Source organism: Micromonospora sp. NPDC023633 (genome assembly GCF_040640035.1).
Taxonomy (GTDB): domain Bacteria; phylum Actinomycetota; class Actinomycetes; order Mycobacteriales; family Micromonosporaceae; genus Micromonospora.
This window is the reverse complement of sequence record NZ_JBFABB010000131.1, coordinates 1-18,154: the sequence shown is the minus strand read 5'-3', so window position 1 is coordinate 18,154 and position 18,154 is coordinate 1. Positions and strand designations below refer to the sequence as shown.

The following is an 18,154-nucleotide window of genomic DNA, read 5'->3' as shown; positions in this document are numbered from 1 at the left end:
CGCAGCAGCGAATCGGGCACCGCCCAGCCGTCCCGGTCCGAGCTGACGCTGAAGGATCCGACCGGGGAGTGGCTGCCGTACAACCGGGCCAGCACGCGCTGGCCGGGCTGGCGGAAGGGCTGCCCGCTACGGGTGCAGGTGCTGGGCTCGGTGGGCTGGGTGACCCGACACACGGGGTACGTGGACGACCGGAAGCCGCGGCTGGCATCGTCGGACGCGGTCAATACGTACGAGGTGGACGTGACGGCGTCGGGGATCCTGCGGCGCCTTAACCAGGGCGTGTCGGTCCGCAGCCCCCTGAACCGAATGCTGACCGGTCAGGGCCCTGATGCCTACCTGCCGCTGGAGGACGGGGCGGGCGCCGACCGGCCGGCGGGGCAGGTCCGCGCGCAGGGGCCAGCGACGGGTGCGGACGTCGAGTTCGGGGCGTCGGCGGATGGCCTTCCGGGCGCGTCGGCTGTGGCTCGGCTGTCGACGTCTGGCGGGTGGATCCGGATGACGGTGCCGCTGGTGCCCCGGGTCAGCGTCAACCCTCCGGTGTCGAGTGCCCTGTTCTACGTCCGTTCGCCGTCGCTGTCGGCGGAGGCGGATCTGGCCACGGTGGTGTTCGACGGTGCTGCCCTGTCCCGGCTGGTAGTGCGGGCGTCCAGCAGTGGTCTGCGGGTGACCGCCTACAACCCGGCGGGAACACAGGTGGACACCGTGTTCCGGTCGTGGACTGCGGACGCGAACCCATCCACCGGGTGGGTAGGTGTGTCGTTGGCGGTGTGGCAGCCGGCCGCGTCCGCGGTGGTCACGCTGCGGTTCCACGGTGCTGGCTCGCGGACGCTGAGCGCGGTGACGTCGCCGGGGTTCAGCCCTGCGGGTGGTCTGGGTCGGATCACCGACGTGACCCTGTGGTCGGCTGGGGTGGACGGCACCAGCTTCGCCCACGCGTGGGCGCAGAACGCGTTCGTTCAGCCGCCCGACTCGTCGTGGGCGGCGGCCGGGTACAGCGGCGAGGACGCGGGCGCGAGGTTCGAGCGGCTGTGCGGCGAGGCGTCCGTCCCGTGCGTGCCGGTGGGGACGGCCGGCACGCTGATGGGGCCGCAGGCCGCCGGCGACCTGATGGCGTTGCTGCGGGAGGTGGAGGCCACCGACGGTGGGCTGCTGTACGAGGCCCTCGACGGCCGGCTGGCGTACCTGCCCCGGGTGGCCCGGTACAACCCGCCCGTCGCCTGGGCGCTGCAGTATGAGCAGCTCTCGTCGCCGTTCACGCCGGTGGACGACGACCAGGCCACCCGCAACGACATGACCGTCACGAGGACGGGCGGGTCGTCGGCCCGCTACTCGGACGAGGAGCACGCCGCCGAGCACGGCCGGTACGAGGGATCCGCGACGGTCAGCCTGGACGGGGACGCCAGGCTGCTCGACCATGCCGCGTGGCGTGTGCACCTGGGGACCGTGGACGCGCTGCGTCACCCGCTGGCCAGCCTCAACCTGCGGGCTGCGCAGGTTGAGCCGCTGATCGACGCCTGGCTGGCCTGCGACATCGGGTCGCGGCTCACCATCGCCGACGCGCCGCCGCAGGTAGCGGCAGGTCTGATCGACCAGCAGATCGAGGGCTACAGCGAGACGATCGACAAGTTCTCGTGGACGGTGCAGCTGAACCTGACGCCGAACGCGCCGTGGCAGGTGGCTGAGGTCAGCGGGGATGCCCGGGTGGCCGCCAGCGGGTCCACACTCGCCGCCGAACTGCCCGCCTCGGGCATGTCGCTGATGCTCGCCTCCACCCCGGAGAGCGGCCCGTGGACGCAGAACCCGGACCACATGCCGCTCGGCGTCAGGTTGGGCGGGGAGCAGGTCACCGCGAGCGCAATCGGTCCAAGCGCCCAGGACACCTTCGGCCGCACCGTGTCGTCCGGGTTGGGGACGCTGGACACCGGGCAGGCGTGGGCGCTGCTGGGCACGTTGTCGGCGTTCGCCGTCGACGGGGCTCGCGCCACGTTCACGCACACTGCGGTCAGCAGCGGCCGGATCGCGACCATCGACACCGGGGTCACGGACCATCGGGTGCGGGCGTCGTGGTCGGTGCCGCAGCTGGCGATCGGCACGGCCCTCACCGCATATGTGGTGGGTGCGTTCACCACGGACGCCTCCTACTATTCGGCTCGCATCGGCTGGATCGTCGGCGGGCAGATGACCTGCTCGATCCGCCGCCGGGCCGCAGGTGTCGAGTCGACCGTGGCGTCGGTGGTGGTGCCGTACACCGCTGCGGTCGACGTCATGTACTCGATCACGCTGGACGTCTCTGGGGCGACGATCCGGGCGCGACTGTGGCCCGCCACGTCACCGGAGCCGGCCGGCTGGGACGTGACCTACGTCGACCCCAACCCGCTCACCGGCACCCGGGTGGGGCTGCGCACCACGCTGGACGCCGGCAACACCAACACGCTGCCGTTCGTATACGCCACCGACGACTTCGCAGTGATCACCCCGCAGCGAGTGACCCTGTCGGCCCGGGGCGTCAACGGCGTCCAGCGGCCGTGGTCGGCCGGCACCGAGGTGGACGTGTGGCAGCCCGCAATCGTCGCTCTATGACCTGATGGAGGGAACCTGTGCCCATCGACTTTCCGCCCGGCACGCCGATCACCCCCGACCTGCTCGCCCGACTGGTGCCGGTGTGGGCACGCAAGACACTGGACCAGAGCGTCACCAACTCGACGACGCTGGTCGGCGACACGGCGCTCGTCGTGGACGTGCTGGCCGGAGCTGAGTACGACGTCGAGGCCAAAATCATCTACGAGGCCCCGGTGGCGAACGACTTCAAATACAACTTCAGCTGGCCGTCGGGGTCGTTCTTCCCCTGGGGCGTGATGCAGCTGATCGCGTCCGCCGGCTCCAACACTGGAGACCTCGCCCCGTTCGCGTTCGGCAACCCGACGCCCGGCGACTTCTTCGTCGCGGGCGGCGGCGGCGTCGGCAACCAGCTGCTCGCCCTGGTCAAAGGAACCCTGATCGTCGGCCCGACCGCCGGCAAGCTGCAGCTGCAGTTCGCCCAGGGCGCCGTCGGGGCGGGCACGTCCGCAGTCTGCAAAGCGGGCTCCACCCTGATGCTGCGGCGCACGCTGTAGCCCGATCGAGAGGACACATCGGTGTTCGTGACGCAGAAAGTTTCCGCGCTCCAGTACGACGGCACCAACGCGGCGGAGGTCGCTGCCGCGATGTCCTCGTACGAGTACGAGGAGGTGGACGGCAACCTGATCCTGCGGAATCCGTGGGGGCGGCCGGTGACGGTGACCCCCACAGACTGGTGCTGCTACGGGACGGTGTACCCGGACCGGGCGGCGTTGGAGCAGGCGTGGTACGTGCTGCCCGACCCGGCTCCGGTGGTCCCGTCGGAGCCGACGCCGTGACCCGGGCGCCCAGCAACTTGCTGGCCGTCCGCCGCCTGCTGCTCGACCACCTGGACGACGCGCCGGGCACGGACGACCTTCAGCCCGCCGAGGTCGGCATCGTCGGTGACACCGCCCACCAGGACCAGGGCGACAGCTACCACCTGGGCAAGCCGCACCAGCGGTCGTCGGGCTACTCCATCAGCGAGTCCCCGCGTGACCGCGCCCTGACCGACCTGGCCTGCGCCCTGGACGTCGGCGAGTTCAAGGTGACCGTCGACGGCCGGGCGTACGACCTGGCCCACTTCTCGGCCTGGTGCGTCGGGCAATGCAAGGCCGGCGCCGCGGACACCCGGGACATTCGGGAGATCATCTGGTCGCCCGACGGCCGGACCGTCAAGCGGTGGGACCGCCTCGGCCGCCGCTCGACTGGCGACAGCTCTCACCGGTGGCACACCCACTTCAGCTTCTTCCGCGACTCGATCAAGGCCGGCCGGGACCAGACGCCGCTGTTCCGCCGCTACCTCCGGTCCATCGGCCTGATTGTGGACCCCCCTCAGCCCGCCCCTACCCCTGTGAAGGAGCCCGACATGGAGCAGTCCGAACTGCTCACCCGGAAGACCGCATACGACAAGCGCACGGTCGGCCACGTCCTGGCGGACCTCTCCAACCTGCGTGACTGGCTGGTGTCCCCGGTCGGCACCAACGCCTTCACCACCCCCCAGCCCGGTTCGCCGCTGGCGCTCCTGCTGGGGCTCGCGGCCCGAAGTGGCGACGCGGACGAAGCGGCCATCGTGGCGGGGATCCTGGCGGGGCTCACCCCGGAGAAGGTCGCCGCGGCGATCCCGCCGGCCATCGCCCGGCAGGTCGTCGACGAGCTGGCCGCTCGACTCACGGACTGACGCACCATTACGGGGAGGCCGCCGGTGGCCGGCGAAGACATCAGCAACGCGGAGTTGGCCCGGCAGATCGCCGCGATGCAGCGCGACATCCACGACGACCTGTCGGAGATCCGGCGGCGCCAGGACGCGTACGTGCTGCGTGAGGTGTACCTGTCCGACCAGCGAGGATCGGAGGCACGGATGCTGGCGATCGAGCGGGACCTTGCCGCGCTGCGCCTGGCGCTCACCACGGCTGAGGAGAAGCGGGAGACCGCAGCGAGGGCAGACGTTGATCGTCGCGCCGCTGACCGGCGGCTCGTTGTCGGTGCCGTGATCAGCGCGGTGCTGGCGCTCATCGTGCAGGTCATCCTCAGCATGAGGGGGCCGGTGTGATCCGCGGGCATCGCGGGCCGCGCCGGCGGTTCGTGACGCGCACCGGGCTGGCTGTCGGGGCGGTCGCCGTGCTGGTCTCGGTCATGGTCGGGTGGGTCGCGCACGAGGCGACGGTGTCCCGCGCGCAGCGTGCCGCGCTCGCGACGGCGCTGGACCAGCAGCGTCAGCAGGCGCAGGACTCCGGCCAGGAGCCGGTGGCTCCGCCGGCGGAGGACATCATCCGTAACCCGACGGTCGGGCCGGCAGGGCCGCCAGGGCCGACGGGGCCGCCTGGTCCGGCGGGCGTGGATGGCGTCGACGGCCGGCACGGCTCGCCGGGGCCAAGCGGTCCGCCGGGTGTCCCGGGTGAACCGGGTGGACCCGGCCCAGCTGGCCCACCGGGCAAGGACGGTTCCGCTGGTGCTCCTGGTCCCGCTGGTCCGTCGGGGCCGCCGGGCCCGTCCGGACCGCCCGGCGAGCAGGGACCGCGGGGCGAGGCCGGCCCGGCTGGCGCGCAGTGCCCGGACGGCACGCACGCGGAGACGGTGACCGTCCTGACCACTGAGGGGACACGGCAGATCGTCGCCTGCGTCGACGACGACTAGGCCTGGCAGGCGTGCTGGTGCTGCGTCGCCTGCCCGCACCCAGGCCGCTGGCAGCGCCACTGCCGGCCCATGGCCCAGCACACCGGGCACGCACCCCACGCCGGGGTCGTCTCCGGCTGCCCGGCCGCGTCGCGGTGGCCGGCCGGGCACACCTCCGGGATCTCCGCCCAGCCGGCGGCGACCCGTCGCATCCGCACCACACAACGACCGTACCCAGGAGGTACCCCATGTCCGAACTTCACGAGGCGTCCGCGCCGAGCCCGATCGAGACGAAGGTGAAGGCGGCGACCGTCGGCGGCGCCGGCAGCGCGGCGGTCATCACGCCGGCCGCGCTGTGGCTGATCGACGAGCTGTGGTTCAACGGCACCGCCGCGCCGGACGTCCCGCTGCCGCTGGTCGGCCTCGTCGGCCTGGTCGTCACCGGCGTCTGCGCGTTCGTCGGCGGCTACCTGGCCCGGCACACCGCGCGCCCGGACCTCGGTCGGTCCTGACCGGTAGGATCGTCCGCGCGGTGCCCCGGTGACGTCCCGGTCAGCACCGACCAGCCTCAGCGGCCCCGCTCACCTTCGGGTGGGCGGGGCCGCTTCGTCGTGCCCGCTCACCAGCTCCACCGACCGGGCGGAGCGCGTTCCCGCCTGATCGTCCGATGCGGCACGAGCAGCACTCGCCGATAGTGGATACCCAACCCGGCCTAACCTTCCCCCCGTTAAGGCCAAGCCGGGCCAGGGCCGGCCGGTGGCCGAAGATGCTCCGGCCGGCCCCTCTACGCGGCGGCCCTCGGCCGGTTCTTCCGCATCCACTCCTTGGCCGTCGACCGGCCGCACCCGGCCGCCTCGGCCAGCTGCGACCCGGACGGCGGCCGCCGCAGTGCCCGGCTCAGCCGGTCGTACTCGCGGGCCAGCCGAGCGCCGTCGACCGGCCGGCCCGGGCCCCGGCTCGCCCGGCCCGGCTCGGCCGGGTCAACCTCGGCCGGCTCAACCAGGTCGGCCGGTACGCCGGGTATGGGGAGCTGAGCCGGCCGAGGTGCCGGCTCAGGCTCGGCCGGCTGGGCTGCCGGCTCAGCCGCGCTGGCCAGGCTGTGAGCTGGCGCGGGCCGGTCGATGCCGGCCGGCTCGGCCGCCCGGCGCGGCGTGGCCGGGGCGAGACCAGTCCAGCGCCTCACCGCCCAGGCCGCGCCGGAGGAGATCCGGGCGCGGGCTGCGGCCATCTGCTCCAGCAGGTCGGTGCACTGGCGGTCCGGCTCGTCCGGCTGAGCCGGTGCGGCCGAGGTGGCCGGGGTGGCCGGGGCTGGCTGGCCGGTCCGGCCGAGCAGGGCGGCCCAGGCGGCGCGGAGCCGGCCGGACGGCCGAGCCGCGCGCCGCTCGGTGCGGTGCTGCCGGTAGCCCTCCCAGGCGGCGCGCGGGTCGCGGACGTGGTGGTCGATGCTCCACCGGCGCGCCATCAGCGAGCGGATCGGGAACGCCCGCCGGCGGGCCGGGTCAAAGATGGCGCCCGTCGCGTCGACCAGCTCGTCGCGGAGCAGCTGGACGTGCTGGGCGCGTCGGGTGTGCAGGCCCCACAGCCACGGGCTCAGGCTCGACAGCACGCCGAGGATCACTGCGAGGGCGGTCGGATCGGTGAGACTGTCGGCGAAGTGGCTGTAGTTGACGACCGCCATCACGGCGGCGATCGCGTAGGAGGCGCGCCGCAGCCGGGCCGCGGTTGTGCGGGCGCCGGCGAGCAGGGCGTCGTGGGCGTGCCAGCCGACGTAGAGCGCCACCGACTCGGCGGCCGCGGCGACGCCGATGGCGACGGCGACCCGGGCGGCCGGGTTCCACTCGGCGGGGGTCTGGTCGTAGGCGTAGGCGAGCTGTCCGCCGACGGCCGCGCCGTTGACGAGCAGCAGCGGCCCGACGGTCCGGGCGGTGCCGAGCAGGGCCAGGGCGCGGGCGCGTCGACGAGCGCGCGCCTTCGCCTGCGCCTTGCGGCGGCGCTTCTCGGCGCGGGCGGCCTCGCGGGCGGCGCGGCGCTGCTCTTCGCGGTCGGCGGCGGCCTGGTCCCGGGCGAACTGCGCGGCGAGCCGGCGGCGCCGGTCCTCGGCCTCGGCAGCGGCGGCGATCTCGACGGCGGTGGGCTGGCGGCGGCTGATCAGCTTCACCGGGCACCCGCCAGCGCCTCGGAGCGGCAGGGCCCGCAGTTGTGGGCGAGGGAGCCGCGGTGGCGGGGGCACTGGCCGGTGCCCGGCGGCGGGGGCGGGGCGGCACCACGCCGGACCGGGTCGACGGTCGCCTTGTTCTTCGGGATCCAGCTACGCCAGTCCCGCGCGCTTGCGCGCGGCTTCATCTTCGAATGGTCTTCAACTTCGGGTGACACGGTCCCGCTCTGGCTGTCACCCCCCGGGGCCTGATCTGTCACCTCGGCCGCTCCAGATGTCACCCCCTTGATCGCGGATGACACCCCGTCGACGACGAGCCGGTAGACGCGGGTGACGATCCCGGCGACCTGGCGGACGGCGAGCCGGCCGGCCTGGACGAGGCGGGCGAGGGCCCGCTGCACGGTGCGCTCGGAGACGCCGACGTACTCGGCGATGGTGGCGACGGCCGGCCAGGCGTCGCCGGCGGTGTTGGTGTGGGCGGCGATGGCGAGGACGACCAGGCGGTCGGTGCCGCGCAGGTCGCGGGTGGCCAGCAGTGCGGCCTTGACGGGCTGGCTCATCGGGCACCACCGGCAGTGCTCAGCGGGGTGCCGGCGGCGGCCGGGGTGAGGACGGCGCCGGTGAGCAGCGCGGCGCGCAGGCCGGCGACGGTGCCGGCGTAGCTGGCGACGATGCGCCGGGTGGGGGTGGGGTGCGCGTACGGGCGCGCGTCAGCCAGAATGGCCATGGGTCAGGACTCGCTTCCTGATCAAGGGCCCGGCCGGTGCTACCAACACCGCGATTCCGGGCCCGACTTCATGTCGGGGTACTGCTGCTCAGCCGGCCTGCTTGCCGGGTGCGACGCGCCGGCCCCTGCGGGTCGGCTCGCCGGTGCGCGCCCGGTGAGCGGTGACGCGGTTGTTGACGTTGGAGTAGGCGATGTTCAGCGCGTCGGCGACGTGCTGGTAGTCGTGCTCCTGGGTGGCCTCGTAGACGGCTCGGTCTTGTTCGGCCTTGACGACGCTGCGGAAGCGGACGCTGAGGTCTGCGATCGCGGGGAACCGGTCGAGGGGCGGCAGGTCGGCGACGGCCCGGATGGCGTCTGCCAGTGCCGTAAGGTCGTCGGGCTGGCCTGCGGCCTGCTCGGTTCGCGTCATGTCGAGGACACTAGCGGGTCATGTTGGAAACCACAACACCCTTACCTAGTGACCCGCCGACCAGTTGCCAGACGCAGAGCGGCCCCGCCCCTTTCGGGAGGCGGGGCCACGATCTGACCTAGGAGGTGGGCTGGCCGGATCCGGGGCACCTACCCCGGCTGCCCATCGCCTGATGCGGCGGGCAGGAACTGCCGGGGGCTACACCGACACGGGCTCCGCACGCGGAGCATTGAGACTGAGGTGCCATGACTGGACTCCCTGGGGGATGCGGTAGTCCGGGTGAGGGTCAGTCTCGGGCTCGCCCATCGAGCCGGCCGCCGAGGTCGCGCGCAGGTACACCACCGACCCGTCGGCGGCGGTGACCCGGAGCGCGGCGGCGACCGGCGACTCGACGCCAGCCTGACGGCACAGCTCCCACGACCGGAAGGCATCCGGCCGCGTGGCGTCGAGCAGCTGGTGGGCGAGCACGAGGATGCGAGCGGCGCGCCACTTCGGCGGCAGCGGCTCGGTGGGCAGCGGTACCGGCGTGGCGTCACGCGGCGGCACAGCGCCCCACAGCAGCGCGGCGGACCCGGAGCCGTGCACAGCCTTGACCCCGGCGGGGGACTGACCGCCCGGCTGGACGTCGGCGCCGTACCTCTCCACGGCGACGATGTCCGGGTGCTCGGCGGCGCGGAGAAGTGCCTCCATCACGTCCAGGGCCTGGGATACCTGCACAGTGCTCTCCTGATCAGTCGGGGATCTTGGCAGCTCACGGGCCGGGCCAGTCTAGCGGCGGCACCGGCGGGGCTCGGCTCCAGCGCACCGGGGTCACCTCCTGCTCTTGGTTTCGGCGGGCCACTGGCCGGCCTGCCGCCTCCGACACTCCGGCATCGGGCAGACGCACCGCCAGCCCACCTCGGCCGTCGGGATCCGGCTGCCGCCGCAGGTGTGCCCGACGTTGAGGATCGTCGGCGCGCACCCGAGGCAGCGCGACGCGGTGACGTTGTCGAGGCTCACGGCCGGCCCATCTCGTCGACGAGCAGCGCGGAGAACGCCGTCGCCCAGGGCCAGCACCGCTTGCGGGTGCCGCAGCGCGGGCACCGGCCGTCGACCTGGCGGTGCTCGTCGAGGGTCCGCCGCCACCGCTCGACGGCCTGGGCGGCGACCGCGCTCACGGCCGGGCGCCGGCCGCCGCCGCGGCGAGGACGTCAACGGACACGAGCAGCTCGAAGCACCACGGCGCGGCGCAGTCCGCGGACTCCCAGCTGCACTCCATGCCGTGCCCGTACACCCAGGCGTACGCCGGGTCGTGCGACTGATGCACGCTGACGATCCGGATGTCGTGGTACGTCTGCCCGCCGACGCCCGGGCTGGACTGCCACTCGCCGGGCCGCACCGACACGCGGTCGCCGGCGGCCGGCATGGTCCGGGCGGTCACCGGCCCGGCCGTTCGTAGCGGTACTCGGCCTGCCGCCGGCGGGCGAGGTCGAGCAGTCGAGCGCGGGCCGCGGCCTGTTCGCGGGCCTGCTCGAGTTCGCCGGTGCTCGGCTGCGTCGGTGCCTGAGGGGCTGGCCGGCCGGTGAGCCGTCGCAGCGCGCCGATGATGATGTCCAAGGGGTTCGCCCTCCCTCGCCAGTCGGCGGGGTGGCAGGGCGAACAGCTACGTCGTACGCCGCGCGACTCCCTGCCGCCACCGTGACATCACGCTAAGCAGTCACAGCGGTGGCAGGGGGTACGCGACGTACCCGGTTACGGGGTGTACCTACTCGGTGCCCGACACCCGGCGCGCCAGGTCGACCGCCTCGGCCCGGACCGACGCCGGCGCCTCCCGCGCGAGCCGGGACGCCATGTCCTGTGCCGCCGGCGAGTACCGCACCGTCTCCGGCGAGATCGCCTCCGCCCGCGTCAGCAGGTGCAGCGTCGCCTCGCGGGCGCCCTCGAGGTCGGCCGACCGGGCCAGCTCGACGAAGTGCCGGCCCTGCCGCTCCGTCGACGGAATGCTCCCGGGGTCCAGGGCGTGGGCGCGGCGCTGCGCCTCGTCCGGGTCGCCGAGGTCGACGGCGCACATCACCGCGTACACGTCGACGAGCGGCCGAGACACCCGGGTGCGCAGCCCCACGTAGCCGGCCGGGAGCGCCCGCTCGACGACCTGCCGGGCGGCGTCCCAATCGGACCAGGCGCCCTGGTCGCCGGTGCGGGCCCGCGTCAGCGCGGAGCACAGGTGCAGGTCGGCGAGCATCTCCGCCCACTCGGTGCCACCGTCGGCGACGTGCGGCTCGATGAGGCCGCGCGCCTCGCGGAGCCGATCGAGGGCCTCGTCGCCGCGGCCGACCGCGCGAAGCAGGTGCGCGGCGTACCAGATGGACTGTGCGATGGCGAGCGGGTCGTCGGCGTCGAGGGCAGCGGCCATGCCGCGGTCGACGGTCAGCCAGCACAGCTCCCGGTCGCCGTGCCAGGCGAGGTAGGCCTGGGCGAGGTGGTAGGCCTGGGCGAGCAGAGCGAGGCTCGTCCGCCGATCGTCGCCGGTGTGCAGGCGGGCGGCGCGCTGGGTGGCGTCGAGCAGGCCGGGCAGGACCAGGCCGGCCTCGGTGCGCTGATGCCGGCTGGTGTGCCAGGTCTGCCAGGCGGAGTCGACGGCGCCGCGCAGGTAGTCGGGGCGCTCGGGTTCGCCGCCGATGGTGATGTGCCAGGCGGTCAGGGCCTTGCGGACGTCGTCGACGGCGGGGTGGCTGGGGCGGCCGTCGAGCGACAGCGTGACGGCCGGTCCGAAGAGGTCGGCGAGGTCATGCACGCCGAGGTGCGGCGCCACCTTCTGGGCGACCGTGAGCGTCAGGCTGCGGCGGCCCTTCTCGACGAACTTGACGGTGGTGGGGCTCAGGCCGGTGAGGCCGGCGAGCTGCTCGCGGGAGAGGCCGGCGGCGCGGCGGAGCCGTTCGACGCGCTGTCCGGGGGTGGGCTGCTGGTCGACCATGGGGCACCTCGCCGGGTCGGGGGTACATCGTGTACCCCGACGGTACGCGCTGACGACCGCCGATGCACGGGACTAGCGCAGCGCCTGTTCGATCGCGGCGGCGACGATCGAGGCGACGATCGAGGCCACCAGCGCCCCGGCGGTGAGGTTGATCCACCTCGGGTAGCGCGTCCGTGTCGGCCGGTGTTTCCGCAGGTCGCGGCGCGCCTTCCGGTTAGCGTCGTGGATCCTGCGCTCTCGCTCGACACTCGGCATGGGCACCCCCGGTCCGGCCTGAGCTGGCACCGTAACGCGCTACGGGCCGAGGCGCACCCCTCGATATTGGGCTACCCAGGTAGCCCACCCGTCACATGTGACGTCCGCTCTAGCCTGCGGGCGTGATCTACCCGGGGCGGGACGCGGTCGGCTACGCCGAGCTGGCCGAGATCCTCCGCGCCCAGATCACGTCCGGGCAGCTCGGACCAGGCGCCCGCCTACCGTCGGAGGCGACCCTGTCGCAGACGTACGGGGTTGCGACGAAGACAGCCAGGGCGGCCGTGCAGCAACTGCGCGATGAGGGCCTGGCGCACGCGGTGCGGGGCTACGGTGTGGTCGTGCGGGAGCACCTTGAGCAGGAACTGGTCGAGGTAGACCCGGGCGATCAGGTGTGGTCCAGGAATCCGACGCCTCGTGAACGCGACGAGTACGCCGTACCGGAGGGCGTGCCGCTGCTGATCGTCACGCACGAAGACGGGCTGCAGGACTTGTACTCGGCCGACCGGTACCGCGTCGTCATCCGACCAGCGCAACCAGAGTAGATCGGGCACGAATCGCCGACGGCCGTACAAACGTTACGGCTAGATCATGTATGTTGCGCCATCTGTAAGAATCCTCGTGATCGTTGCCTCACCATGCGTGGCACCCTGCAAAATCCATCGATGGGAATTGCAAGGGGGACCATCGAGACCAAGCCGCCTGACGTCGAGATCCGTCTTTGCGCGGCCCACCTCTACCTACTAGCCGGGGCAGCAAGCGGCATCCTGCTGGTGGCCACACTGGCCGTCGACCACTACACGCATCTTCACGCCAACGTCGGCGTCTACGCGATCCTGGCCGTGCTGTCTATCGGGGGTGGCTGCGGATGGATCGCGCACTCGACGGAGGCCCACAACCGGCGCCACCTTGGACGGCAGCTGCGCGACCTTGGCCGACAGCAACGCGAACTCGCCCAGCAGCAGCGTGAGCTGTCCACCCAGATGGCGCAGCTGACCGCCGCGATGGAGCGCCTGGCCGAACGCCTCGCCTCCACTCGGCCCCACCCGGCGCTGACATGCCGTCCGGCGGTGGGCCGCACGTACATGTCGCAGGCTCACCACGACCACTCGGTCGGCATCCAGCCGGCCAGTGTGGACGACAGCACCGACCCGTCCGGCCCAGCCCTGCAGCGGGCCCGCGAGGAGGGCCGAAAGGAGGGCCGCGAGGAGGGTCTGGAGGAGGGCTTCGACATCGCGATCAAGGCGCGGCTGGCGGATCTCGGCATCACGCCGCTGCCGACGCAGCGAACGCGGCGACTCACGGGTGACTCATGATCTCTGTCGAGGGGTAGCAGAGAGGCCGGCTGGAGATCACTCCAACCGGCCTCTCAACTGCCTATATTCATTGTGGGCGATACTGGGATCGAACCAGTGACCTCTTCGGTGTGAACGAAGCGCTCTCCCGCTGAGCTAATCGCCCTCAGCGCCGATGACTCTACCTGATCGAGGGACCGGACCGGAAATCCGGGGTCCGCGTGCCGCGCGGCAGTCGGCCGTCCCGGCGAAGCCCCAGGTCAGCCCGGGTCAGTGCGTCGCCAGGTAGTGCAGCGCCTCGGCCACCACGTCGATGCCGAAGCTGAACTTCAGCGACAGCCAGACCACCGAGCCGACGAAGACCAGCCCGACGGAGCCGAGCAGGAAGCGCACGGCCAGTGAGCGGTCCTTCACCCACTGGGTCCAGTTGTGCACGTGCCGGCGGGTGAAGCCGAGCAGCCGGCGGGCCCAGTGGAACTCGACGGCCCAGATGCCGAGGCCGGCGATCACCAGCAGCCAGCCCGGCCCGGGCAGCGGGATGAGGGCGATGCCGATGCTGACGACGAGGGCGCCTGCGATGGCGATGAAGATCTTGAGGGTGACCCGTCCGGTCGGGTTGGCGCGGATCAGGTCGAGGGTCGTGCCCAGCCGCTGCCGCCAGCGCGGTCGCTGCCGCCGCTCGGCCAGCGCCGTCCCGCCCGCGCCACTCCGGTCGGACGCCGCCCGACCGGGCCGGTCGTGCTGCTCCATCGGCACTCCGTACCCCCGCTGTTCAGCTGCCCGGGCCGCGACGTTCGGCGGGCCCGGCACCGCCTTCGGATCCACTGAGGATCGTTTCGTAACCATTTCCTCCCCCAGTGTGGCTCGCGCCCGTCACTGCAACGGCCGACTGGACGTTACCGGAGTAAGTCGACGACTGAACCACCCGATGCCGGGCGGGATCACGCACTGGGCAGAACCGGAAATCCTACATGAATCTTCACATTCACGCGGCCTTTCCGACCCCCTTCCCACCACTGGGTGAAGTCAGCGTATGGCGGAGCGTAGCCAGGAGTAGCACCTGAGTATGGGAAAAGCGGGACACGCGCGTTCCGCAGCGGTGCCGGGGGGAGATCGTCCATGAGTGTCATCCGACCGACGACCGTAGAGGTCGAGACGTCGCTAAGGCTCGTCGCACCTGACGCCACCGCCTTGCCGGTGCGTGCCAGTCTGCGTTACGACCCTGCTGATCCGTATGCGGTCCATGTCCTGTTCCATGCTGAATCCGCCGGCGGCGAGGCGGTCAGCTGGTCGTTCGCCCGGGAGCTGCTGGTCACGGGCCTCGACGAGCCGGCCGGCATCGGCGACGTGCGGGTCTGGCCCTGGGCCACCCCGCGCGGGGACTTCGTCGCGCTGGCGCTGTCGTCGCCCGACGGCAACGCCCTGTTCGAGGTGCCGCGCAGCGTCCTGGTGCGCTTCCTGCGCCGGACCTACGTCGTCGTCCCGCGCGGCCGCGAGGCCGAGCACCTGGACGTCGACACCGCGGTGAGCCGGCTGCTCGCCGGTCGCTGAACCACCGGCCACACCGGCCGAGGGCCGCGCGGATCTGCCGAGTCCGCGCGGCCCCAGCCCACCAGGGGGTACGCGCACCGCCTCCCGCCCCTCGCCGGGCTCAGCCGTGGGTGGTGATGCCGCCGTCGACCGGGATCACCGCGCCGGTGAGGTACGCCCCGGCGCGCGACGACAGGTAGATCGCGGTGCCGGCCATGTCCTCCGGCCGACCGATCCGGCCCAGTGGCACCTGCCCCTCGATGGCGGCCCGGGACGCGGGGTCGTCCAGCGCGAACGCCATCATCTTGCTCTCGAACGGCCCCGGCGCGATCGCGTTGACGGTGATCTGCTCGCCGGCGAGCTGGTGGGCCAGGCTGCGGGTGAGCATGTGCACGGCAGCCTTGGTCGCCGAGTACGCGTACACCTCCATCATCGGCACCCGGATGCCGTCGATGGAGCCGATGTTGATGACGCGGGCCGGGTCGTCGGCGCTGGCCGACGCGCGCAGCGCGGGCAGCAGCGCGGTGGTGAGCCGGAAGACGGCCTTGACGTTGACGGCCCAGAGCTTGTCGAACGCGCTCTCCGGGTACGACTCCAGCGGCGCGCCCCAGGTCGCGCCCGCGTTGTTGACCAGCACGTCGAGCCGGTCGAACCGCTCCCGGACGGCGGCGGCCAGGCCCTCGGCGCCGGCGTCGTGGCCGAGGTCGGCGGGGATGGCCTCGCAGTGCCCCTCGGCGGAGAGTTCCTTGGCCACGGCCTCGCAGACGTCCGCCTTGCGGGACGAGATGATCACGTGCGCGCCGGCCCGGACGAAGCCCTGGGCGATCATCAGGCCGATCCCCCGCGAGCCGCCGGTGACCAGGACCGTCTTGCCTTCGACCGAGAACAGATCCGTCATGCCCATCCCATCGCGAGTCGGCCGGGGCCGCCGGGGCGGGGCGGCCGACCGGCGCGGACCGGCTCCGGCCGTGCCTCGACCGGACGGCGCTACCGCTCGGTAACATAGCCCGCCCCCGAAGACCTCGACAACCCCCGCCAGCCTGCCCGACACCCGCCCGCCCCAGCCCGCGCGACCTGCGCCGCGTTCCCGGGATGCGTTGATCGTCGCCCCGGGCTACCGTCGCAGGCGATGGTCTCTTCCGGTCAGCTCTCCCCCGTTCCGCCCGGCAACCCGGCGACCGCCCCCGCCGAGATCGACACGGTGGCCCTCGGTGACCTCGCCTCCGAGCCGCGCTGGCGGCGCCCGGTGCTGCTGGAGAAGGACCTGCTCGTGCTGACCACGGGCGGACACGGCACCGCCGAGCTGGATTTCCGCGCCCTGCCCTGCCGGCCCGGCACGCTGCTGCGGGTGCGCGCCGGCCAGGTGCTGCGCTGCGCCGGCCCGCAGCTCGACGCGACGGTGGTGCGCTGGGACCCGGCGGCGCTGCGCGGGCTCGACGTCGACCCGGACGCCGTGCCGGCCTGGCTCCAGCTCGCCGGCGAGGACGAGGACGCGGTGATCAACGAGGTGAGCCAGCTGGCGGTGGACTGCCAGCGGCACCGGGGGCTGGCCGCCGCGCGTGGACTGCTGCGCCACCAGCTCGCCGTGCTGCTGCTGCGGCTGTCGCTGCTGCCCGAACGCGCCCACCCGGCGACCCGGGCGGAGGCCGCCACCTTCCACCGGCTCTGCCGCGAGGTCGAACGCGGCTACCAGCACACCCGCCGCGTCGAGGACTACGCCGCCCGGCTGGGCTGCTCGGTGCGTACGCTCACCCGGGCCTGCCTGGCGGTGACCGGGCGCAGCGCCAAGCAGGTGGTCGACGAGCGGGTGGCGCTTCAGGCGAGCCGCCTCCTGGCGGCCACCGACGAGCCGATCGCCCGGATCGGCCGGCGGCTGGGCTTCTCCGAGCCGACGAACTTCGGCCGGTTCTTCACCCGCGAGGTCGGGGTGAGCCCGGGCGCGTTCCGCGCGGCCCGTGAGCAGCCGGTACCCGGGCCGGTCGTCCGGCCCCGCCCGCCCGCCGACGCGGCCGGTCGCCCGCGCGGGGCATGATGTCGGGGTGCAGATCTCCGCGCGCGGCGACTACGCGGTACGGGCGGCCCTGAGCCTCGCCACCGCGTACCCCCGGCTGTTGTCCACCCAGGCCATCGCCACGGAGCAGGACATGCCGCGCAAGTTCCTGGAGGCGGTCCTGGCCGACCTGCGGCGGGCCGGCATCGTCCGGGCGCAGCGCGGCGCCGAGGGTGGCTACACGCTGGCCCGCCCGCCGCGCGAGGTGACCGTCGGCGCGGTGCTGCGCGCGGTGGAGGGCCCGCTGGCCGGGGTCCGCGGGCTGCGTCCGGAGGAGACCAGCTACGAGGGCGCGGCGGAGAACCTGCCGGGGCTCTGGGTCGCGGTGCGGGCCGCCGTGCGCCGGGTGGTTGACGAGGTGAGCCTCGCGGAGATAGTCAGTGGCCGGCTCCCCGCCCACGTGCGTAGGTTGACCGCCCTGCCCGACGCCTGGGAGCCGCGCTGATGCCCACCCCCGTCCTGCACACCGAACGCCTGCTGCTGGAGCCCTACCGGCCGGACGACGCCGAGGACTCCATCGCCCTGCTCACCGACCCCGAGGTGGGCCGGTTCATGGGCGACGGCCCGCTCAGCGCCGAGGAGGCCGGCGCCCTCTTCGGGCGGGTGTTCACGAAGGTCTACGCGAACGACCTCTTCGACGTCTGGGCGGTCCGCCGCGACGGCCGGTACGTCGGGCACGCCGAGATCAAGCGGACGGAGCAGGTCGACGGCCACGAGATCATCTACGCGCTGGCGAAGGCGGCCTGGGGCGATGGCCTCGGCACCGAGCTGGCCCGGGCTCTGGTCCGCTACGGCTTCGACACCCTCGGCCTGCCCCGCGTGTACGCGACGGTCGCCGACGCCAACCACGCCTCGCTGGCGCTGCTGGGCAAGCTCGGCTTCGTCCACGAGCGCGACATCGCCGAGGACGACGGCAGCGTCTCCCGCGTGCTCGTCGTCGACCGCGCCCCCGCCTGACACCGCCCCGCCCGGTCGGCGGCGGCGGGACCGACCGCCGAGGCACGACGCCGCCGGTCGGCGGGCCCGACGCCCACAGCCCGCGCCGACGGCGTTCCCGCCGTCCGGAGTGACCGAGCCGGTCACGCCCGCGCCGGCGTACCCGTCGTGGTGTAGCCGCCCCGGTGGTGGACCAGCGGGTCCCCGTCCTCGCCGCCGCCGAGCGCGAGCGGCTCGGCCACGAAGAGGGTGTGGTCGCCGGCCGGCACCCGGTGCGCGACCCGGCAGAGCAGCCGGGCCAGCACCCCGGACAGCAGCGGCACGCCGAACGGCCCCGGCGCCCAGTGCGGATAGGCGGCGAACCGGTCGATCCCGCCGGTGGCGAAGACCCGGGCGGCCTCCCGCTGGTGGGCGCCGAGCAGGTGCACGGCGACGTGCTCGGCCCGGGCGAACACGGGCCAGCTCGACGAGGCGGTCCCGAGGCAGAACGAGACGAGCGGCGGGTCCAGCGAGACCGAGGTGAACGAGGTCGCGGTGAAGCCGGCCCGGACGGGCTCGCCGGAACCGTCCGGGTGGGCCGGCCCACCGGCGGCCGGGGCGCCGGCGGCCGGGGCGCCGGCGGCCGGGGCGACGGTC

The 18,154-nt window shown here is 73.3% G+C and carries 26 protein-coding genes and 1 tRNA gene; 12 read left to right on the top strand and 15 right to left on the bottom strand.

Features of this window, described 5'->3' with window-relative positions:
* From AB0G13_RS29045 to AB0G13_RS29025, 5 genes are all read left to right on the top strand, one after another.
* Positions 1-2,580, top strand: a 2,580-nt coding sequence (locus AB0G13_RS29045; protein WP_357880943.1) for a hypothetical protein, incomplete at its 5' end; no start/stop codon positions are given.
* A gap of 17 nt (positions 2,581-2,597) precedes the next feature.
* Positions 2,598-3,113, top strand: coding sequence for a hypothetical protein (locus tag AB0G13_RS29040; RefSeq protein WP_357880940.1), 516 nt, complete (start codon positions 2,598-2,600; stop codon positions 3,111-3,113).
* Positions 3,114-3,134: 21 nt separating this feature from the next.
* Positions 3,135-3,395 carry a hypothetical protein gene (locus tag AB0G13_RS29035; protein ID WP_357880938.1) on the top strand — a complete coding sequence of 87 codons (261 nt, stop codon included), beginning with the start codon at positions 3,135-3,137 and terminating at the stop codon, positions 3,393-3,395.
* A complete protein-coding gene (locus tag AB0G13_RS29030) occupies positions 3,392-4,276 on the top strand; it encodes a hypothetical protein (RefSeq protein WP_357880936.1) in 885 nt (294 codons plus the stop codon). Before AB0G13_RS29035 ends, AB0G13_RS29030 begins: the two co-directional genes overlap by 4 nt.
* Before the next feature lie 24 nt (positions 4,277-4,300).
* Positions 4,301-4,648, top strand: coding sequence for a hypothetical protein (locus AB0G13_RS29025; protein WP_357880933.1), 348 nt, complete (start codon positions 4,301-4,303; stop codon positions 4,646-4,648).
* 580 nt (positions 4,649-5,228) lie between these two features.
* Here the strand turns inward: AB0G13_RS29025 and AB0G13_RS29020 are convergent.
* Entirely contained in the window at positions 5,229-5,432 is a 204-nt protein-coding gene (locus AB0G13_RS29020) for a hypothetical protein (protein ID WP_357880930.1), read from the bottom strand.
* Positions 5,433-5,459: 27 nt separating this feature from the next.
* On the opposite strand from AB0G13_RS29020, the gene AB0G13_RS29015 reads away from it, so the two are divergent.
* The gene (locus tag AB0G13_RS29015) at positions 5,460-5,723 is read left to right on the top strand and encodes a hypothetical protein (RefSeq protein WP_357880927.1); all 264 of its coding nucleotides are present in this window, start codon (positions 5,460-5,462) and stop codon (positions 5,721-5,723) included.
* Positions 5,724-5,995: 272 nt separating this feature from the next.
* Here the strand turns inward: AB0G13_RS29015 and AB0G13_RS29010 are convergent, their stop codons facing one another.
* The 10 genes from AB0G13_RS29010 to AB0G13_RS28965 all read right to left on the bottom strand — a co-directional run bounded on the left by AB0G13_RS29010 (position 5,996) and on the right by AB0G13_RS28965 (position 11,710).
* Positions 5,996-7,369 (bottom strand): hypothetical protein, encoded by a 1,374-nt coding sequence (locus tag AB0G13_RS29010; protein WP_357880924.1) that lies wholly within the window; start codon positions 7,367-7,369, stop codon positions 5,996-5,998.
* Entirely contained in the window at positions 7,366-7,926 is a 561-nt protein-coding gene (locus AB0G13_RS29005; RefSeq protein ID WP_357880921.1) for a helix-turn-helix domain-containing protein, read from the bottom strand. The genes AB0G13_RS29010 and AB0G13_RS29005 overlap by 4 nt, the downstream gene beginning before the upstream one ends.
* Positions 7,923-8,093 (bottom strand): hypothetical protein, encoded by a 171-nt coding sequence (locus AB0G13_RS29000; protein WP_357880918.1) that lies wholly within the window; start codon positions 8,091-8,093, stop codon positions 7,923-7,925. The genes AB0G13_RS29005 and AB0G13_RS29000 overlap by 4 nt, the downstream gene beginning before the upstream one ends.
* Positions 8,094-8,181: 88 nt before the next feature.
* Positions 8,182-8,502: a hypothetical protein gene (locus AB0G13_RS28995; protein ID WP_357880915.1), complete on the bottom strand. Its 321-nt coding sequence runs from the start codon at positions 8,500-8,502 to the stop codon at positions 8,182-8,184.
* 198 nt (positions 8,503-8,700) lie between these two features.
* Positions 8,701-9,219, bottom strand: a complete 519-nt coding sequence (locus AB0G13_RS28990) for a hypothetical protein (RefSeq protein ID WP_357880912.1) — start codon at positions 9,217-9,219, stop codon at positions 8,701-8,703.
* Between the two features lie 278 nt (positions 9,220-9,497).
* A complete protein-coding gene (locus AB0G13_RS28985; protein ID WP_357880909.1) occupies positions 9,498-9,659 on the bottom strand; it encodes a hypothetical protein in 162 nt (53 codons plus the stop codon).
* Positions 9,656-9,922, bottom strand: coding sequence for a hypothetical protein (locus AB0G13_RS28980; RefSeq protein WP_357880906.1), 267 nt, complete (start codon positions 9,920-9,922; stop codon positions 9,656-9,658). Before AB0G13_RS28980 ends, AB0G13_RS28985 begins: the two co-directional genes overlap by 4 nt.
* Positions 9,919-10,098 (bottom strand): hypothetical protein, encoded by a 180-nt coding sequence (locus AB0G13_RS28975; RefSeq protein WP_357880903.1) that lies wholly within the window; start codon positions 10,096-10,098, stop codon positions 9,919-9,921. Before AB0G13_RS28975 ends, AB0G13_RS28980 begins: the two co-directional genes overlap by 4 nt.
* Before the next feature lie 148 nt (positions 10,099-10,246).
* Positions 10,247-11,455: a helix-turn-helix domain-containing protein gene (locus AB0G13_RS28970; RefSeq protein ID WP_357880900.1), complete on the bottom strand. Its 1,209-nt coding sequence runs from the start codon at positions 11,453-11,455 to the stop codon at positions 10,247-10,249.
* Positions 11,456-11,527: 72 nt separating this feature from the next.
* The gene (locus AB0G13_RS28965; protein WP_357880897.1) at positions 11,528-11,710 is read right to left on the bottom strand and encodes a hypothetical protein; all 183 of its coding nucleotides are present in this window, start codon (positions 11,708-11,710) and stop codon (positions 11,528-11,530) included.
* Between the two features lie 122 nt (positions 11,711-11,832).
* On the opposite strand from AB0G13_RS28965, the gene AB0G13_RS28960 reads away from it, so the two are divergent.
* Together AB0G13_RS28960 and AB0G13_RS28955 are read left to right on the top strand one after the other, a co-directional pair.
* A complete protein-coding gene (locus AB0G13_RS28960; protein ID WP_357880894.1) occupies positions 11,833-12,252 on the top strand; it encodes a winged helix-turn-helix domain-containing protein in 420 nt (139 codons plus the stop codon).
* Between the two features lie 93 nt (positions 12,253-12,345).
* Entirely contained in the window at positions 12,346-13,023 is a 678-nt protein-coding gene (locus AB0G13_RS28955; RefSeq protein WP_357880891.1) for a hypothetical protein, read from the top strand.
* 73 nt (positions 13,024-13,096) lie between these two features.
* Here AB0G13_RS28955 and AB0G13_RS28950 read toward each other — a convergent pair.
* Positions 13,097-13,168 (bottom strand) — tRNA-Val (locus AB0G13_RS28950).
* A 104-nt stretch (positions 13,169-13,272) separates the two neighbouring features.
* Positions 13,273-13,848, bottom strand: a complete 576-nt coding sequence (locus AB0G13_RS28945) for a TIGR02611 family protein (RefSeq protein WP_357880888.1) — start codon at positions 13,846-13,848, stop codon at positions 13,273-13,275.
* Positions 13,849-14,121: 273 nt separating this feature from the next.
* Here AB0G13_RS28945 and AB0G13_RS28940 point away from each other — a divergent pair, with 273 nt between their 5' ends.
* Entirely contained in the window at positions 14,122-14,553 is a 432-nt protein-coding gene (locus tag AB0G13_RS28940; RefSeq protein WP_067311359.1) for an SsgA family sporulation/cell division regulator, read from the top strand.
* 100 nt (positions 14,554-14,653) lie between these two features.
* Here the strand turns inward: AB0G13_RS28940 and AB0G13_RS28935 are convergent, their stop codons facing one another.
* Positions 14,654-15,430: a glucose 1-dehydrogenase gene (locus tag AB0G13_RS28935; protein ID WP_357880885.1), complete on the bottom strand. Its 777-nt coding sequence runs from the start codon at positions 15,428-15,430 to the stop codon at positions 14,654-14,656.
* A gap of 231 nt (positions 15,431-15,661) precedes the next feature.
* On the opposite strand from AB0G13_RS28935, the gene AB0G13_RS28930 reads away from it, so the two are divergent.
* The 3 genes from AB0G13_RS28930 to AB0G13_RS28920 are packed head-to-tail and all read left to right on the top strand — an operon-like array spanning position 15,662 to position 17,539.
* A complete protein-coding gene (locus tag AB0G13_RS28930; protein ID WP_357880882.1) occupies positions 15,662-16,564 on the top strand; it encodes an AraC family transcriptional regulator in 903 nt (300 codons plus the stop codon).
* Positions 16,565-16,571: 7 nt separating this feature from the next.
* Positions 16,572-17,027 carry an Rrf2 family transcriptional regulator gene (locus AB0G13_RS28925; protein WP_357880879.1) on the top strand — a complete coding sequence of 152 codons (456 nt, stop codon included), beginning with the start codon at positions 16,572-16,574 and terminating at the stop codon, positions 17,025-17,027.
* Positions 17,027-17,539: a GNAT family N-acetyltransferase gene (locus tag AB0G13_RS28920; protein WP_357880876.1), complete on the top strand. Its 513-nt coding sequence runs from the start codon at positions 17,027-17,029 to the stop codon at positions 17,537-17,539. The genes AB0G13_RS28925 and AB0G13_RS28920 overlap by 1 nt, the downstream gene beginning before the upstream one ends.
* A gap of 122 nt (positions 17,540-17,661) precedes the next feature.
* On the opposite strand, the gene AB0G13_RS28915 is transcribed toward AB0G13_RS28920, so the two are convergent.
* On the bottom strand, positions 17,662-18,154 hold a 493-nt coding region (locus AB0G13_RS28915), incomplete at its 5' end, for a flavin reductase family protein (RefSeq protein ID WP_357880872.1).

Coding starts and splice junctions, on each gene's coding strand:
- AB0G13_RS29015 (WP_357880927.1), top strand. CDS start 5,460: ATGTCCGAACTTCACGAGGCGTCCGCGCCGAGCCCGATCGAGACGAAG.
- AB0G13_RS29005 (WP_357880921.1), bottom strand. CDS start 7,926: ATGAGCCAGCCCGTCAAGGCCGCACTGCTGGCCACCCGCGACCTGCGC.
- AB0G13_RS29000 (WP_357880918.1), bottom strand. CDS start 8,093: ATGGCCATTCTGGCTGACGCGCGCCCGTACGCGCACCCCACCCCCACC.
- AB0G13_RS28995 (WP_357880915.1), bottom strand. CDS start 8,502: ATGACGCGAACCGAGCAGGCCGCAGGCCAGCCCGACGACCTTACGGCA.
- AB0G13_RS28970 (WP_357880900.1), bottom strand. CDS start 11,455: ATGGTCGACCAGCAGCCCACCCCCGGACAGCGCGTCGAACGGCTCCGC.
- AB0G13_RS28965 (WP_357880897.1), bottom strand. CDS start 11,710: ATGCCGAGTGTCGAGCGAGAGCGCAGGATCCACGACGCTAACCGGAAG.
- AB0G13_RS28955 (WP_357880891.1), top strand. CDS start 12,346: ATGCGTGGCACCCTGCAAAATCCATCGATGGGAATTGCAAGGGGGACC.
- AB0G13_RS28945 (WP_357880888.1), bottom strand. CDS start 13,848: ATGGTTACGAAACGATCCTCAGTGGATCCGAAGGCGGTGCCGGGCCCG.
- AB0G13_RS28940 (WP_067311359.1), top strand. CDS start 14,122: ATGAGTGTCATCCGACCGACGACCGTAGAGGTCGAGACGTCGCTAAGG.
- AB0G13_RS28935 (WP_357880885.1), bottom strand. CDS start 15,430: ATGACGGATCTGTTCTCGGTCGAAGGCAAGACGGTCCTGGTCACCGGC.
- AB0G13_RS28930 (WP_357880882.1), top strand. CDS start 15,662: ATGGTCTCTTCCGGTCAGCTCTCCCCCGTTCCGCCCGGCAACCCGGCG.
- AB0G13_RS28920 (WP_357880876.1), top strand. CDS start 17,027: ATGCCCACCCCCGTCCTGCACACCGAACGCCTGCTGCTGGAGCCCTAC.